General features: G+C 69.8%; 15 protein-coding genes. 12 read left to right on the top strand and 3 right to left on the bottom strand.

The window, feature by feature from the left end:
• Window positions 1-48 precede the first annotated feature (48 nt).
• The 10 genes from C8J24_RS11975 (at window position 49) to C8J24_RS11930 (ending at window position 10,092) form a co-directional block, all read left to right on the top strand.
• On the top strand, window positions 49-744 hold the full coding sequence (locus tag C8J24_RS11975) for an endonuclease/exonuclease/phosphatase family protein (RefSeq protein WP_107932515.1): 696 nt from the start codon (window positions 49-51) through the stop codon (window positions 742-744).
• A gap of 63 nt (window positions 745-807) precedes the next feature.
• Entirely contained in the window at window positions 808-3,096 is a 2,289-nt protein-coding gene (locus C8J24_RS11970; protein ID WP_107932513.1) for a patatin-like protein, read from the top strand.
• A 110-nt stretch (window positions 3,097-3,206) separates the two neighbouring features.
• Window positions 3,207-3,587: a LapA family protein gene (locus tag C8J24_RS11965; protein ID WP_107932511.1), complete on the top strand. Its 381-nt coding sequence runs from the start codon at window positions 3,207-3,209 to the stop codon at window positions 3,585-3,587.
• On the top strand, window positions 3,587-4,261 hold the full coding sequence (gene pyrF, locus C8J24_RS11960) for an orotidine-5'-phosphate decarboxylase (RefSeq protein WP_031441226.1): 675 nt from the start codon (window positions 3,587-3,589) through the stop codon (window positions 4,259-4,261). Before C8J24_RS11965 ends, pyrF begins: the two co-directional genes overlap by 1 nt.
• A 184-nt stretch (window positions 4,262-4,445) precedes the next feature.
• Window positions 4,446-5,081 carry a phosphoribosylanthranilate isomerase gene (locus C8J24_RS11955; protein WP_107932509.1) on the top strand — a complete coding sequence of 212 codons (636 nt, stop codon included), beginning with the start codon at window positions 4,446-4,448 and terminating at the stop codon, window positions 5,079-5,081.
• 159 nt (window positions 5,082-5,240) lie between these two features.
• Window positions 5,241-6,470 (top strand): tryptophan synthase subunit beta, encoded by a 1,230-nt coding sequence (gene trpB / locus C8J24_RS11950; protein ID WP_031441224.1) that lies wholly within the window; start codon window positions 5,241-5,243, stop codon window positions 6,468-6,470.
• Entirely contained in the window at window positions 6,467-7,294 is an 828-nt protein-coding gene (gene trpA / locus C8J24_RS11945) for a tryptophan synthase subunit alpha (RefSeq protein WP_107932507.1), read from the top strand. Before trpB ends, trpA begins: the two co-directional genes overlap by 4 nt.
• Window positions 7,291-8,142, top strand: a complete 852-nt coding sequence (gene accD, locus C8J24_RS11940) for an acetyl-CoA carboxylase, carboxyltransferase subunit beta (RefSeq protein ID WP_107932505.1) — start codon at window positions 7,291-7,293, stop codon at window positions 8,140-8,142. Before trpA ends, accD begins: the two co-directional genes overlap by 4 nt.
• Window positions 8,143-8,251: 109 nt before the next feature.
• A complete protein-coding gene (locus C8J24_RS11935) occupies window positions 8,252-9,571 on the top strand; it encodes a bifunctional folylpolyglutamate synthase/dihydrofolate synthase (protein WP_107932503.1) in 1,320 nt (439 codons plus the stop codon).
• A gap of 68 nt (window positions 9,572-9,639) precedes the next feature.
• Complete coding sequence (locus C8J24_RS11930) at window positions 9,640-10,092, top strand: DUF6628 family protein (RefSeq protein ID WP_056680526.1); 453 nt, start codon at window positions 9,640-9,642, stop codon at window positions 10,090-10,092.
• A 19-nt stretch (window positions 10,093-10,111) separates the two neighbouring features.
• Here C8J24_RS11930 and C8J24_RS11925 read toward each other — a convergent pair whose 3' ends face one another.
• Window positions 10,112-11,452, bottom strand: a complete 1,341-nt coding sequence (locus C8J24_RS11925; protein ID WP_107932501.1) for an AmpG family muropeptide MFS transporter — start codon at window positions 11,450-11,452, stop codon at window positions 10,112-10,114.
• Window positions 11,453-11,539: 87 nt separating this feature from the next.
• The gene (locus C8J24_RS11920) at window positions 11,540-11,971 is read right to left on the bottom strand and encodes a response regulator (protein ID WP_107932863.1); all 432 of its coding nucleotides are present in this window, start codon (window positions 11,969-11,971) and stop codon (window positions 11,540-11,542) included.
• Window positions 11,972-12,090: 119 nt separating this feature from the next.
• Here C8J24_RS11920 and C8J24_RS17885 point away from each other — a divergent pair, with 119 nt between their 5' ends.
• Complete coding sequence (locus C8J24_RS17885) at window positions 12,091-13,680, top strand: pseudouridine synthase (protein ID WP_244180647.1); 1,590 nt, start codon at window positions 12,091-12,093, stop codon at window positions 13,678-13,680.
• Window positions 13,680-14,216: a 16S rRNA (guanine(966)-N(2))-methyltransferase RsmD gene (gene rsmD, locus C8J24_RS11910; RefSeq protein ID WP_107932499.1), complete on the top strand. Its 537-nt coding sequence runs from the start codon at window positions 13,680-13,682 to the stop codon at window positions 14,214-14,216. Before C8J24_RS17885 ends, rsmD begins: the two co-directional genes overlap by 1 nt.
• Window positions 14,217-14,251: 35 nt before the next feature.
• Here rsmD and C8J24_RS11905 read toward each other — a convergent pair whose 3' ends face one another.
• The gene (locus C8J24_RS11905) at window positions 14,252-15,511 is read right to left on the bottom strand and encodes an MFS transporter (RefSeq protein ID WP_107045145.1); all 1,260 of its coding nucleotides are present in this window, start codon (window positions 15,509-15,511) and stop codon (window positions 14,252-14,254) included.
• Window positions 15,512-15,534: the final 23 nt, after the last annotated feature.

Below are 15,534 nucleotides of genomic sequence, written 5' to 3'. Positions count from 1 at the left end.
AGAGCCCGCGGCAACCCGCACCCGCCATCCCGCGTTAAGCCCGCGCACATGATCAAGGTCGCCAGCTATAATATCCACAAGGGCATCGGTCTCGACCGCCGCCGGAACCCCGAACGCGTGGTCGAGGTGCTGCGCGAGATCGACGCCGACGTGATCGCGCTGCAGGAGGCGGATCGCCGGTTCGGCACCCGCGCCTGCGTGCTGCCCTATCACCTGCTCGAGGAGCATAGCGACTGGAAGCCGATTCCCGTCAGCCTCAGTGCGCTCAGCATGGGGTGGCACGGCAATGTTGTGCTGGTGCGCAAGTCCGCGGTGATCGTCGACAGCGAGGCGATCCACCTGCCCTCGCTCGAGCCGCGCGGCGCAGTGATGGCCGACGTGCGGACCGCAGGCGGGATGATCCGCGTCGTCGGCATGCATCTCGATCTGTCGGGGCTGTGGCGACGGCGTCAGGCGGCGGCGGTGCTCGCGCATGTCGACGCCTGCGCGACCCGCCACCCTACCGTGCTGATGGGCGATCTCAACGAATGGAGCGCGGGTTCGGGCTGCCTGCGCGACTTCGGCCGCGATTTCGCCTTTGCCGATACCGGCGCGAGCTTCCATTCGCGCCGCGCGATCGCCCGGCTCGACCGGATCATGGCGTCGCGCGACCTGCGCATCGCCACCTGCGGCGTGCACAGCAGCGCCGCCGCGCGCAAGGCGTCGGATCATCTGCCGATCTGGGCGACGCTGGAACCCGCATGATCCGGACCGGCGCCGTTAGCCCCCGTGTACGCAAACTTCGCTGCCCGGTCGGGGGCTGAGCGAGTGCGCGAGAAGGAACTCCGCCTCGCCCTGGTCTGCTATGGCGGGATCAGCCTGGCCGTCTACATGCACGGCATCACCAAGGAGATCTGGCATCTCGTCCGCGCCAGCCACGGCCATCATGCCGGTGGCGACCGCGGGACCGGCAGCCAGGCGGTCTATCGCGACCTGCTCGACGAGATCGAGGAACAGGGCGCGCTCAAGGTCCGCGTGCTCGCCGACATCATCGCCGGCGCCAGCGCGGGCGGGATCAACGGCATCTTCCTCGCCCAGGCGATCGCGACCGGGCAGAGCCTCGATCCGCTCACCGATCTCTGGCTGAGCTCGGCCGATGTCGAGGCGTTGATCGATCCCCATGCCGCGCCGCATTCGCGCTTCTCGAAGGCCTGGGCGCTGCCACTCGCCTGGATGGCGGCGGGGCGCAGCGCGGACAAGGTCCAGACGCTCGACGACACGACGCGCGAGGAGGTGAAGGCCAAGCTGTCGCATTTCGTCCGCTCGCGCTGGTTCGAGCCCCCGTTCGGCGGCGCGACCTTTACCGGGCTGCTGCTCGACGCGTTCGACGCGATGGCCGCCAGCGAGCGCGGGCCCCGCCTGTTGCCGCCGGGCCAGCCGCTCGACCTGTTCGTGACGGTCACCGATTTCACCGGCCATCCCGAACGGCTCAAACTCAATTCGCCGCCCGAGGTGGTCGAGACCGAGCACCGCGTCGTCGTCGACTTTTCCGATCATGGCGCGGCGACCGACAGCCTGGCGGACATCCCCGAACTCGCCTTTGCCGCACGCGCGACGTCGAGCTTTCCGGGTGCGTTCCCGCCATTCATGGTCGCCGAGCTCGATGGCGTGCTCGCCGATCGCAAGACGGCCTGGGCGTCGCGCGATGCCTTCCTCAAGCGCATCCTGCCCCGCCAGTCGGCGACCAACGGCGCGGATCAGGTCGTGCTGATCGACGGGTCGGTGCTCGCCAACGCGCCGTTCCGCCCGGCGATCGACGCGCTGAAGGAACGCCCCGCGCGCCGCCAGATCGACCGCCGTTTCGTCTATATCGATCCGTCGCCGGGGATGAAGTTCCGCCTCCCGCCACAGAATGGCACGCCCGGCTTCTTCCAGACGATCATCGGCGCGATCAGCGAATTGCCGCGCCAGCAGCCGATCCGCGACAATCTCGACGCGATCGCCGCGCGCTCGGCGCAGATCGACCGCATGCGCGCGATCATCGATGCGATCCGCCCCGATGTCGAGGCGGAGGTCGAACAGCTGTTCGGGCATACGCTGTTCCTCAACAGCCCGACCGCGGCGCGGCTCGCCAACTGGCGCGCGCGTGCGCAGAAGGCGGCGGCGGCCAGCGCGGGCTATGGCTATGCCGCCTATGGCCATCTGAAGGTCGCAGGCGTGGTCGAGACGCTGACCTCGCTGCTATTCCACGCCGGCGGCGAACCCGGGCCGCAGCGCTGGGACCGGATCCGCGCGGCGATCGCGACCGCGGTGACGGCGAGCGGCGCCGAGGAGATCGGCGCGGCGCATGGCGGCGGCGCGAGCCCCGCGACGATCGCGTTCCTGCGACGCTTCGATCTCGGCTTCCGGATCCGCCGATTGCGCCTGATGGCACGCCGCCTGACGGTGCTCGAAGCCGAGGTCGAGGAGGTCGCGCTCGCGCCGATCCGCGACGCGATCTACGCGTCGCTGTCGGACTATCTCGAATGCCAGCGGACCGACGCGCATGCCGCGCTGCGCCGCGAGGTCCGCACGCTGCGCGACGACGCGATGCCGCTGCTCGACGCGCTGGCCGCCTCGCTCGACCTCAACCGCCGCGACGCCGAGACCGATGTACGGCTCGCGGAGGCGTTCGTCGCGCTCGACCGGCCGGTGCGCCGCTCGATGCTGCTTGCCTATCTCGGCTTCCCCTATTTCGACACCGCGACGCTGCCGCTGTTGCAGGGCGAGGGGCTCGACGAATTCGATCCCATCAAGGTCGACCGGATCGCCCCCGACGACGCGGTCGCGATTCGCTCGGGCGGCGCGGAGGCGACGCTGAAAGGGATCCAGTTCAACAGCTTCGGCGCGTTCTTCAGCCGCGCCTACCGCGAGAACGACTATCTCTGGGGCCGGCTGCATGGCGCCGAGCGGATGATCGACATCACCGTCTCGACGCTGCCCCCGTCGGTGCGGATGAAGCCCGGCCGCGTCGCTGCGATCAAGCGCGCCGCGTTCCTCGCCATCCTCGACGAGGAGGAGGAACGGCTGACCGCAGTGCCCGGCCTGTTCGCGGATCTCCGGCGCGAGATCGGCTGAAACGCACCGTCCGTGACCGCCGGCCCGGTCCGGAACAGGGTTAAGTTGGCGCAAGGCTGGCCAAAAGCGGACGGCGGCTTTACCCCCGGGCGGATGCAAGGGGATAAGTCATGCAGTTCCTGAAGATCCTGTTCTGGTGCCTGCTGGCGTTCATCGCCGCAGTCTTCACCATCGCCAACTGGGCGACCGTGCCGATCCGGCTCTGGGGCGGCCTGATCGCCGACGTGAATCTGCCGATGCTGTTGCTGGTCACGTTCCTGATCGGGTTCCTGCCGACCTTGCTCTACAATCTCGCGATGCGCTGGCGCCTGCGTCAGCGGCTCGCGACCGCGGAGCGGACGATCCTCGACCTGCGTGCCGCGCAAGCCGTGCCGCCGGTGGCCTATCCGACGCCGTCCTATCCGACCCCGTCCTACCCCGAGGAACCGGCCATCGCGTCCGCCATCCCGCCCGCCGCCGCGCCGACCGCGGTCCCGCCGGGAGTCGCGTGATGAGCAGCCCGATCTATGTCGCGATCGACACTCCCGATCTGGCCCGCGCCAAGGCGATCGCCGGGCGCGTCCGGCACCATGTCGGCGGGATCAAGCTCGGCCTCGAATTCTTCTGCGCACACGGCCAGCCGGGCGTGCATGCGATGGCCGAGTTCGAGCTGCCGATCTTCCTCGACCTCAAGCTCCACGACATTCCCAATACCGTCGCCAAGGCGGTGCAGGCGCTCGGCGGGCTCGCCCCGGCGATCCTGACCGTCCATGCCAGCGGCGGCCGCGCGATGCTCGAGGATGCGAAGGCCGCCGCGCCGGTCGGGACCAAGGTCATCGCGGTGACGATGCTCACCAGCCTCGATGCGTCCGATCTCACCGCCACCGGGATCACCGGCAGCGCGCACGACCATGTCGCACGGCTGACCGAACTGGCGCGCGACTCCGGGGTCGACGGCATCGTCTGCTCGGGCGCCGAAGTCGCCGCGGCCAAGGCGATCTGGCCCAAGGGGTTCTTCGTCGTGCCCGGTGTCCGCCTGCCCGACGGCCATGTCGGCGACCAGAAGCGCGTCGTCACCCCGCGCGCGGCGCTCGACGCCGGCGCCTCGATCCTCGTCGTCGGTCGCCCGATCACCCAGGCCGAAGACCCCGACACCGCCGCCCGCGCGATCGCCGCGACGCTCTGATCGCGCGCCGTCCACGGTCATCCTAACGATCGTCTACCGTCATTCTGACGCTCTACCCCCGTCATCCTGACGAAAGTCAGGACCCAGAGTAAAATACGCTGGCGGCCATGGCTCTGGATCCTGACTTTCGTCAGGATGACGGAGAATGTGGGAATGCACAGGCCGCCGGGATCTAAGGAACACCATGACTACCGCCAAGATCTGCGGCCTTTCGACCCCCGCCACGCTCGACGCCGCGATCCGGCACGGGGCGAGCCATGTCGGCTTCGTCTTCTTCCCCGCCTCGCCGCGCCACGTGACCTTCGACAAGGCCGCCGAACTCGCCGCGCGCGTGCCGGGCCATGTCGCCAAGGTCGGCGTGTTCGTCGATCCCGAGGACGAGATGCTCGAACAGGCGATCGCATCCGCGGCGCTCGACGTGCTGCAGCTCCACAAGGTCACGCCCGCACGTGCCGCCGCGATCCGCGCGCGGTTCGGGATCGAGCTATGGGTCGCCGTCGCGGTGCGCACGCGCGGCGATCTCGACGCTGCGGACGCGTTCGTCGGTGTCGCCGATCGCATCCTCTACGACGCGAAAACCCCCGATTCGGCCGCGCTGCCCGGCGGGATGGGGCTGCGCTTCGACTGGGACCTGCTCGACGGGTTCCGGCATCCGTTGCGCTGGGCGCTGTCGGGCGGGCTCGACCCGGCGAATGTCGCCGAGGCGATCCGACGCACCGGTGCAGAGCTGGTCGACGTGTCGTCGGGGGTGGAGAGCGAACCCGGCACGAAGGACGAAGCCAGGATCGCGGCGTTTCTGAAGGCGGTGGCTGCGCTCTAGCACCACCCCGGCGAAGGCCGGGGCCCAGCTGGGGACGGTGCATTGCCGGGTCCTGCCCGTCACCACGACCTTCCCGACTGGACCCCGGCCTTCGCCGGGGTGGTGCGTATCGGAAACGCTAGGGGTGACAGCGTTTTCCGAAATGCTAAAGCGCTCCGTATGAACGCTCCCAATTCCTACCGCGCCCAGCCCGACGAACGCGGCCATTTCGGCGATTTCGGCGGCCGTTACGTCGCCGAGACGCTGATGCCGCTCGTCCTCGAACTCGACGAGGCGTACCGCGCCGCCAAGGCCGACCCTGCGTTCAAGGCGCAGTTCGACGACCTGCTCGAACATTATGTCGGCCGTCCGAGCCCGCTCTATTACGCCGAACGCCTGACCGAGGCGCTGCGCGAATCCGCAGAACCCGGCATGGGTGCGCAGATCTGGTTCAAGCGCGACGAGCTGAACCACACCGGCGCGCACAAGATCAACAACTGCATTGGCCAGATCCTGCTCGCCATCCGGATGGGCAAGACGCGGATCATCGCGGAGACCGGCGCGGGCCAGCACGGCGTCGCGACCGCGACCGTCTGCGCGCGCTTCGGCCTGCCTTGCGTGATCTACATGGGCGCCAAGGACGTCGAGCGTCAGGCGCCCAACGTGTTCCGCATGAAGCTGCTCGGCGCCGAGGTCCGCCCCGTCACCAGCGGCGCGCACACGCTGAAGGACGCGATGAACGAGGGGATGCGTGACTGGGTCGCCAACGTCCACGACACCTTCTACATCATCGGCACCGCGGCCGGCCCGCATCCCTATCCGGAGATGGTCCGCGATTTCCAGAGCGTGATCGGCACCGAGGCGCGCGCGCAGATGCTTGACCGCGTCGGCCGCCTGCCCGACCTGCTCGTCGCCGCGATCGGTGGCGGATCGAACGCGATCGGGCTGTTCCACCCGTTCCTCGACGATGCCGATGTCGCGATGCTCGGCGTCGAGGCGGCGGGCCACGGGCTCGACAAGCAGCATGCGGCGAGCCTCGCGGGCGGCTTCCCCGGCGTGCTCCACGGCAACAAGACCTATCTGCTGCAGGACGAGGACGGCCAGATCACCGAGGCGCATTCGATCTCGGCGGGGCTCGACTATCCGGGCATCGGCCCCGAGCATGCCTGGCTGCGCGACATCGGCCGCGTCGACTATGACAGCGCGACCGATCAGGAAGCGCTCGACGCGTTCCAGCTGCTCTGCCGGACCGAGGGCATCATCCCCGCGCTCGAACCATCGCATGCCATCGCCACAGTGACCAAGAAGGCGCGCACGATGCGGCAGGACCAGATCATCCTGGCGAACCTGTGCGGCCGCGGCGACAAGGACATCTTCACCGTCGCCGAAGCGCTCGGGGTGGCGATTTGAGCCGCCTCGCCGCCACCTTCGCGCGTACCGCGGCCGAGAACCGCGCCGCGCTCGTCGCGTTCGTCACCGCGGGCGATCCCTCGACTGCCGCGACGCCGGCGATCCTCGACGCGCTCGTCGCGGGCGGCGCGGATGCGATCGAGCTCGGCATGCCGTTCACCGACCCGATGGCCGATGGCCCCGCGATCCAGGCCGCCAACATCCGCAGCCTCGCGCAGGGGACGCGCACTGCGGACATCCTCGCGATCGCCACCGCCTTCCGTGAGCGGCATCCCGACACCCCGCTGGTGCTGATGGGATACGGCAACCCGATGCTGCGGCGCGGCGCCGACTGGTTCGCGCAGGCCGCCGCGGCTGCGGGCGTAGACGGCGTGATCTGCGTCGACGTACCGCCCGAGGAGGATGATGCGCTCGGGCCCCAGCTGCGCGCCGCCGGGATCGACCTGATCCGCCTCGCCACCCCGACCACCGACGCGGCCCGGCTGCCGACCGTGCTCGATGGCGCGAGCGGGTTCCTCTATTACGTCTCGGTCGCGGGCATCACCGGGCTGCAACAGGCGCAGCAATCCTCGATCGAGGACGCGGTCGCGCGGTTGAAATCGCAGACCGACATCCCGGTCGCGGTCGGCTTCGGCATCCGCACCCCCGAACAGGCGGCGAACGTCGCGCGCGTCGCCGACGGCGTCGTCGTCGGCTCGGCGATCGTCGAGCTGGTCGCCCAGCACGGCACCGCTGCGGCGGGGCCCGTCCGCGCCTATATCACGTCTCTCGCCGATGCCGTCGCGTCGGCCCGAAAGGAAATTCGCATGGAGATCGGGGCATGAGCTGGCTCAACAGCGTCCGCAACGTCCTGCCGTTCGTCGCCAAGCGCGAGACGCCCGAAAATCTCTGGCACAAGTGCAAGGGCTGCGGGCAGATGGTCTTCACCAAGGAGCTGGAGGAAAATCTTCACGTCTGCCCGAAATGCGACCATCACGACCGCATCGGGCCGAAGATCCGCTTCGCACAGCTGTTCGACGAAGGCAGCTGCAGCGAGCTGCCCGCGCCGCCAGTGCCCGAGGATCCGCTCAAGTTCCGCGACCAGAAGCGCTATACCGATCGCCTCAAGGCCGCACGGACCGACAACAGCGAGCGTGACGCGCTCGTCAATGCCCGCGGCTCGATCGACGGCCACCGCGTCGTCGTCGGCGTGCAGGATTTCGGGTTCATGGGCGGGTCGATGGGCCTCGCGGTCGGCGAAGCGTTCGTCCGCGGCGTCGAGGCGGCGATCGAGGACCGGGTGCCCTATGTGATCTTCACCGCCAGCGGCGGCGCGCGCATGCAGGAGGGCATTCTCAGCCTGATGCAGATGCCGCGCAGCACCGTCGCGATCCAGATGCTTCACGATGCCGGGCTGCCCTATATCGTCGTGCTGACCGATCCGACATCGGGCGGCGTGATGGCGGCCTATGCGATGCTCGGCGACGTCCAGATCGCCGAGCCCAAGGCGACTTTGGCCTTCACCGGCCGCCGCGTGATCGAGAGCACGATCCGCGAGAAGCTGCCCGAGGATTTCCAGACGTCGGAATATTATCTCGAACACGGGATGATCGACATGGTCGTTCACCGGAAAGACCTGCGCGAACAGCTCGGCACCGTCATCGGCTATCTGAGCGCCCGCGAAGCGGCGTAACCTCTGCCCCCTCTCCCCTGCGGGGAGAGGGCTGGGGTGAGGGGCAGTTCCAGACGCAGCACTGCTTGGCTGCCCCTCACCCCGCAGGGGAGAGGGAGAAGGAAACAGAATGCCCGACCACGCGACGTCCTTATCGCCTGCGGTACAGGCGCAACTCGACCGGCTGACGGCGCTGTCCCCCGGCGCGGACATTCTCGGCCTCGAGCGCATCACCGCGCTGCTGGCGCGGCTCGGCGACCCGCATCGGTCGCTGCCGCCCGTGTTCCATGTCGCGGGCACCAACGGCAAGGGATCGACCTGCGCGTTCCTGCGCGCCGCGATCGAGGCGGCGGGGCTCGACGTCCATGTCTATTCGAGCCCGCACCTCGTCCGCTTCAACGAACGCATCCGCCTCGCCGGCCGGCTGATCGACGACGACGCGCTCGCCGCGCTGCTGTCCGAGGTGCTCGACCACGCCGCGGACCTGCAGGCGAGCTTCTTCGAGGTCACCACCGCCGCCGCCTTCCTCGCCTTCGCGCGGACGCCCGCCGCGGCGACGATCGTCGAGGTCGGGCTGGGCGGCCGGCTCGATGCGACCAACGTCATCCCGAACCCCGTCGCTACCGGCATCGCCGCGCTCGGGATCGACCATCAGGCGTTTCTCGGCGACACGCTGCTCGCGATCGCGGGCGAGAAGGCGGGCATCGCCAAGCGCGGCGTGCCGCTCGTGACGATGGATTATGCCCGACCGCTGCGCGCGCGGATCGCCGGAATCGCCGAGGCAGCGGGTGCCCCCGTCCTCGCGCGCGGCACCGCCTGGACGAGCGAGACGACGCGCACCACGATGCGCTACACCGATGCGGACGGCACGCTCGTCACCAACCGCCCGCGGCTGGTCGGCCTGCATCAGTCGCGCAACCTCGCGCTTGCGATCGCGATGCTGCGGCATCAGTCGGCGCTCGCCATCCCTGACGCGGCGATGCGCGCCGCCGCGGACGCCGCGCACTGGCCCGCGCGGATGCAGCGCCTGTCCGACGGCCCGCTCCATGCGCGGCTGCCCGCGGGCAGCGACCTGTGGCTCGACGGCGCGCACAATCCCAATGCCGCACAGCCGGTCGCGCGCGTGCTGCGGACGCTGGCGGCAGGCCGTCCCGCGACGCTCGTGCTCGGCATGCTCGCGAATAAGGATGCCGACGCGGTGCTCGACATTCTCGGCCCGCAGGTCGGCCACGTCGTCGCGCTCCCCGTCCCGGGTCATGCGCACCACGCCCCCGACGCGCTGGCGGCGATCGCCCGCCGCGCCGGGTGCAGCGCAGAGACCGCCGCGACCCCCGCCGAGGCACTGGACCGCATCGCCGCGCAGGGTGACGCGCCGCAGTTCGTGCTGATCGCCGGTTCGCTCTATCTCGCGGGCGAAGTGCTCGCAGGCAACGGCGAGCTGCCGCACTGACCCCTTATTGCTATTGACTATCAATAACGAACGCGCGACCTTGGTCTTGTAACCACGGAGTCGCGTATATGACCGATGCCAACCGCTTTGCCGGCACGACGCTCGCCAGCATGACGACGGTGCTGCCGCATCCGCTGCCGCCCTGCGAGAATGCGCGGATCGCGCTGTTCGCGATGCGGCGGATGGGCGCGAACGGGCTTGGCGACGCGCGCGCCGCGCACACGCTGTTCACCGCGTTCGGGCAGGGGTTTCGCCGGCCGCTGATCCTGATGCGCGCGCTGATGGCAGATCTTGCGGGAAGCGCGGCGGGGACGATCGCGATCGCGCCCTGCTGCTGCGCGCGGATGACGCCCGCGGAGGCGGCGTTGCTGTCGATCCTCGCGCGGGTCGAGACCGCGCCCGACACCGCGCGGCTGCTGATGACCGACCTGCTCGGCGTCCGCCGCGTCGACGGCGTCCTCACCAGCGCCGCCGCAGTCGCCGCCGCCTTCGCGGACGAGGGGCGCCCGGTTACCGGCTGAGCCGGGTCACGCGCCGGGGTCAGTCCGCCCCGGCCGCGATCGCCGGGTCGCGCCGCACGCTTTCGACGACGAACCCCTGACGCCACAGGATCCACAGCAGCACGAGCCCCGGCACCGCGACGACCATCGTCAGCATCCAGAAGCCGGGCCAGCCCAGCGCGTTGGCGGCATAGCCTGCGGGTGCCGCCAGCCACGTCCGCCCGACCGCCGCGAACGACGACAGCAGCGCGAACTGCGTCGCGGTATAGGCGAGGTTGGACAGGCCTGAGAGATAGGTGACGAACACCGTCAGCCCGATCCCGCTCGTCACCTGCTCGGTCGCGACCGCGATCGTCAGCCAGGTGTTCGAATGGCCGTGCCAGGCGAGGATGACGAACATGAAGTTGCTGAGCATCATCAGCATGCCGGACACGAACAGCGCGCGTCCGAGGCCGAGCCACGCCATGAACGGTGCGCCCAGCGCGGTCCCGACGATCAGCCCCCAGAACCCGACCAGCTTGTTGATCGCGATGAATTCGGTGTCGCTGAACCCCAGCTCGACGATCATCGGGTTCAGCATGCCCTGCCCCATCGCATCGCCCAGCTTGTAGATCAGCACGAACAGCAGGATCAGCACCGCGCCGCGACGCTGGAAGAATTCGCGGAACGGCCCGATGATCGTATCCTCGAGCCAGCGCCCGCGCGACGCCTGATCCTGCGATGCCAGCACCCGGTCATGCAGTCCGCGCCCCGCCCAGAGCGCCGCGAGTGCGCCGGGAATGACGCAGAACGCGGTCAGCCCATAGCCCATAGCCCAGCCGAGCCCGAGCCCTTCGGACGAGGCGATCGCGATCGTGCCGACCCCTGCCGCCAGATTGCCGAGCCGATAGCCGAACTGGTTGTTCGCCGTCCCGTGCGGCAATTCGTCCTCGGGCAGGATCTCGATCCGGTAGGCGTCGATCACGATATCCTGCGTCGCGCCGAGGAACGCGGTCACGATCGCCCAGAAGGCGAACACCCCGAGATGCTCCTGCGGCGCGCTGAACCCCAGCATCCAGACCGAGCCGAACAGCAGCGCCTGGACGAAGAACAGCCAGGCGCGACGCTGCCCGACCCAGGCCGTCAGCACCGGGATCTGGAACCGGTCGATGAACGGCGCCCAGAGGAATTTCAGCGTGTACGGGGTCGTCAGGCCGATCGCGAAGCCGATCGTCTTCTTGTCGATCCCGACCTTCGACAGCCAATAGCCCATCGTCCCCAGCAACAGCGCGAGCGGAAAGCCGCTCGATATCCCCAGCAGCAGCGCCGCGATCGGCCGGGGCCGCAGATAGGGGGCCATGGTGGCGAGCAGGGATCGACGCGGAACGGCTGTGCTGGACATGGCGCGACCATAGCGGGCTGTCGACGCGAGGGAAGGCGGAAGACGTCGCCGCTTCGCCTTGGTCGCGACGAAGCTAAACGCGTGCCGTCAGACGGGCGCGCTGAACAGTCGCAGGCCCGAAGGCAGCTTCTTCGGCTCGCTCCCCGCCATCCGTGCCTCGATCGCCGCGATCGCGGCGAGCAGGTCGCGCTGCGAATAGGGTTTGGAGAGACAGCCCGCGGCCAGCGTCGTCGCCTCGACCGGGCAATTGCCCGTGACGAACAGCACCGGCACACCGCGCTCCAGCGCAGCCCGCGCCACGTCGAGCCCCGATCCGTCGCTCAGGCTGACATCGGCGAGGATCAGGTCGATCGCGGACTCGCTTTCGATCACCGCCAATGCATCGCTGACCCGGTCGACCGTCGCGACCACGGTGAATTTCGATTCGGTCAGGAAATATTCGGTGTCGAACGCGACCAGCGGTTCGTCCTCGACGACCAGCAAGCGGATGATCAGCCGCTTCTTCTTTCCGAACAGCATCGACATCACGCCCCTTCGCGCAACGAATGGTCGTTACGCCCATGCGACATAACGCACCGCACCACGAAGGGACGCAAATATTTTCGCGCTGCACCCCGATCCATAGTATCAGCCGCGCCATGACGACTTCAAAAGACGATAACCCGACTGCCAGCCCGTCGAACGACGCGCCCGCAACAGCTCCTGCAGCCCCCATCAAGGGCGACCGCATCGCCAAGCTGCTCGCCCGCGCGGGCGTCGCATCGCGCCGCGACATCGAACGGATGATCGCCGAGGGGCGCGTCGCGCTCAACGGCAGCACGCTCGACACACCCGCGACGATCCTGCGCAACCTTGCCGGCGTCACCGTCGACGGCGATCCGGTCGAGGCGCCCAGCGCGGCGCGGCTGTTCCTCTACCACAAGCCGACCGGTCTGCTCGTCACCGAGCGCGATCCGGCGGGCCGGACGACGATCTACGACCGCCTGCCGCGCGAACTGCCGCGACTCGTCCCCGTCGGCCGGCTCGATCTCAACACCGAGGGGCTGTTGCTGATGACCACCGACGGTGGCCTCAAGCGCCAGCTCGAACTCCCCGCGACCGGCGTCGAGCGCGCCTATCGCGCGCGCGCCTATGGCAACATCACCCAGCCGCAGCTCGAGGAGCTGATCGAGGGGATCGAGATCGAGGGCGTCCGCTACGGCTCGATCAACGCCAATATCGAGCGCCGCACCGGCGCGAACGTCTGGATCGAGATGATCCTGACCGAGGGCAAGAACCGCGAAGTCCGCCGCGTGCTCGAACATCTGGGTCTCCAGGTCTCGCGCCTGATCCGCACCCGCTACGGTCCGTTCGTGCTCGGCGATCTCGCCCCCGGCCAGATCGGCGAAGTGCTCCAGCACGACGTCGTCGCCTTCCAGAAGGAGCTAGCGCGCGGCAAGCCCGAGGGCCCCGGCGCGCGTCCGAACATCGGCATCAGCGCCAGTGCCGGCGCGGGTGCGGGGATCGGCGCCAAGTCGCCCCAGCGCGGCGCCAACGCGCCCCGCCCGGCCCCCTCGGCTCGGCCCGCGACCGCAGCACCGCGCCAGCCCGCGCGCAACCCCTATGCGGCACCGGCAAGCTCCGGCTTCTCGAGCGGCGCACCACCGGTCGATCGTGCTGCACGGCCCGCCCGCCCGGCCCGGCCCGAGCGGATCCGCCCGACCGCGGCGATGGTCCGCGGCGACGTCACCGATCCCTGGGCCAAGCCCGATGCGCGCGGCGGCAATCGCGCGGCCGCGACGCATCACGCCCAGCCGACCGGCGCCGGCACCGGTCGCCCGACCTATCGCCAGGAGCGCGCGGACCGCGGCGAGGAGCTGAGCACCAGCCCCAAGATCAAGCATTTCCGCGCCGCCAAGCCGCCCCGCGACCGCGCCGCCCCGACCCGCGTCGGCGGCGGTGGTAGCGGGGCCACGACAGCTCCACGCCGTCCCGACTCGCCCCAGCGCCAGGACCAGCGCCAGGACCAGCAACGCGGCTTCCGCCCCCAGGCGGACGATTCCCGGATGCGGACCGGTCTCGACAAGCGCGCCGCGCGCAGTGCCGCCGGTCGCCCCGGCGCGGATCCCCGCCCGCCACGCGACGCCGCACCGCGCCCCGAACGCGGCAGCCGTCCGCCCGCGCCCGGCAAGGGACCATCAGGGGGGCGCGGTCATCCGCCCCGCGCACCACGCGGAGGTAAACGCTGATGCGGATCATCGCAGGCCAGTATCGCGGCCGCCAGATCGTCGCGCCCAAGGGTGACGCGACCCGCCCGACCGCCGATCGCATGCGCGAGGCGCTGTTCTCGATGCTGACCAGCCGGGTCGGCAGTTTCGAAGGGCTCGCGGTCGCCGATCTCTTCGCAGGCTCGGGCGCGCTCGGGATCGAGGCCTTGTCGCGCGGCGCGGGGTCGTGCCTGTTCGTCGAGCAGGACAAGCCCGCGCTCGATGCGCTGAAGGCCAATCTCGCCAAGCTCGGCATTCGCGGCGACGTCCGCGCGACCTCGGTGATGGCGATGGGCCCCGCGCCCGCGCCGCTCGACATCATCCTGATGGATCCGCCCTATGACACCGGGGCAGGCCTCGTCGCGCTCGACAAGCTTGCCCGGCTCGGCTGGACCAGCCCGGCGACGTGGATCAGCCTCGAGACCGCGAAGGCGGAGGTCGTCCAACTGCCGGGCTTCGAGATCGACGCCACGCGCGTCCACGGCAAGGCGCGGCTGACGCTGCTGCGCCCCGCCTGACGTAACGGTCTCCCGCGCAAGCGGGAGACCCCGTCCTAGGCGGCGGCGCGGCGCCCGACGATCAGCAGCCCGCCAAGGCTCAGCACCCCCGCGGCCATCAGATACACCCCGACCAGCCCCAGCCCGCGCGGCGCCAGCGCCTCCGCCACGATCGGCGCGAGCGCCCCGCCGAGCACGCCGCCAAGGTTGAACGTCATCGACACGCCGGTATAGCGCACGCCCGCCGGAAACAGGCTCGGCAGCCACCCGCCGAGCGGGCCATAGGCGAACCCCATCACGAACAGCGCGCCCGACAGCCAGAGCGACACCGTGACCAGCGATCCCGACCCCAGCATCGGCCCCATCAGCGCCCCGACGACGATGCAGCCCGCAAACCCGATGCCGAGCATCCGCGCCGCCGAATAGCGATCCGCCAGCACGCTCGCGAGGATCACCCCCGCCGCGAGGAACCAGATCGCGACCAGCTCGACGCCGAGGAACGCCTCGCGCGAATAGCCGAGCGTCTTGGTGCCGTAGCCGAGCGCGAACGCGGTCGCGAGATAGAAGAGCGCGAAACACGCGATCACCCCGAACGTCCCCGCCAGCGTCGCGCGCAAATGCCGCGTCAGCAACTCGGCGATCGGCACGCGCGGGATCGCCTCGGTCTTCTCCGCTTCCAGAAACGCGGGCGTCTCGGTCAGCTTCAGCCGCACCCACAGCCCCAGCCCGACCAGCACCGCGCTGACCAGGAACGGGATCCGCCAGCCCCAGGCGAGGAACTGCGCCTCGTCGAGGACCAGACCGATGATCAGGAACAGCCCGTTGGCGGCGAGAAACCCGACCGGCGCGCCGAGCGGCGGGAACATCCCGAACGTGTTGCGGCGGTGCGGCGGCGCATTCTCGACCGCGAGCAGCGCGGCGCCACCCCATTCGCCGCCCAGCCCCAGCCCCTGCCCCAGCCGCATCAGGCAGAGCAGCGCCGGCGCCCACCAGCCGACCTGCGCATAGGTCGGCAGGAACGCGATCGCGACGGTCGATCCGCCCATCAGCAGCAGCGACGCGACCAGGGTCGACTTGCGCCCGACCCGGTCGCCGAAATGCCCGAACAGCACCGCGCCCACCGGTCGTGCGACGAACGCCAGCCCGAACGTCGCATAGCTCAGCAGCAGCTGCGCCGACGCCGACTGGCCCGCGAAGAACAGCGGCCCGAACACGAGCGCCGCCGCGGTCGCGTAGATGTAGAAGTCGTAGAATTCGACCGCGGTGCCGACCAGGCTGGCGGCGAGGATGCGGCGGCTGGACCTAAGCGTGCTCATGCCGCGTGCATCGCCGCCCGCCG

Source organism: Sphingomonas aerolata (genome assembly GCF_003046295.1).
GTDB classification, from domain to species: domain Bacteria; phylum Pseudomonadota; class Alphaproteobacteria; order Sphingomonadales; family Sphingomonadaceae; genus Sphingomonas; species Sphingomonas aerolata.
Note: the sequence above shows the minus strand (reverse complement) of the source record. Positions and strands in the feature narration are given on the sequence as shown.

What these genes read in the sequence shown, in the direction of transcription:
- C8J24_RS11975 (WP_107932515.1), top strand. Translation starts at nt 49, where the DNA reads ATGATCAAGGTCGCCAGCTATAATATCCACAAGGGCATCGGTCTCGAC.
- C8J24_RS11965 (WP_107932511.1), top strand. Translation starts at nt 3,207, where the DNA reads ATGCAGTTCCTGAAGATCCTGTTCTGGTGCCTGCTGGCGTTCATCGCC.
- pyrF (WP_031441226.1), top strand. Translation starts at nt 3,587, where the DNA reads ATGAGCAGCCCGATCTATGTCGCGATCGACACTCCCGATCTGGCCCGC.
- C8J24_RS11955 (WP_107932509.1), top strand. Translation starts at nt 4,446, where the DNA reads ATGACTACCGCCAAGATCTGCGGCCTTTCGACCCCCGCCACGCTCGAC.
- trpB (WP_031441224.1), top strand. Translation starts at nt 5,241, where the DNA reads ATGAACGCTCCCAATTCCTACCGCGCCCAGCCCGACGAACGCGGCCAT.
- accD (WP_107932505.1), top strand. Translation starts at nt 7,291, where the DNA reads ATGAGCTGGCTCAACAGCGTCCGCAACGTCCTGCCGTTCGTCGCCAAG.
- C8J24_RS11935 (WP_107932503.1), top strand. Translation starts at nt 8,252, where the DNA reads ATGCCCGACCACGCGACGTCCTTATCGCCTGCGGTACAGGCGCAACTC.
- C8J24_RS11930 (WP_056680526.1), top strand. Translation starts at nt 9,640, where the DNA reads ATGACCGATGCCAACCGCTTTGCCGGCACGACGCTCGCCAGCATGACG.
- C8J24_RS11925 (WP_107932501.1), bottom strand. Translation starts at nt 11,452, where the DNA reads ATGTCCAGCACAGCCGTTCCGCGTCGATCCCTGCTCGCCACCATGGCC.
- C8J24_RS11920 (WP_107932863.1), bottom strand. Translation starts at nt 11,971, where the DNA reads ATGCTGTTCGGAAAGAAGAAGCGGCTGATCATCCGCTTGCTGGTCGTC.
- C8J24_RS17885 (WP_244180647.1), top strand. Translation starts at nt 12,091, where the DNA reads ATGACGACTTCAAAAGACGATAACCCGACTGCCAGCCCGTCGAACGAC.
- rsmD (WP_107932499.1), top strand. Translation starts at nt 13,680, where the DNA reads ATGCGGATCATCGCAGGCCAGTATCGCGGCCGCCAGATCGTCGCGCCC.
- C8J24_RS11905 (WP_107045145.1), bottom strand. Translation starts at nt 15,511, where the DNA reads ATGAGCACGCTTAGGTCCAGCCGCCGCATCCTCGCCGCCAGCCTGGTC.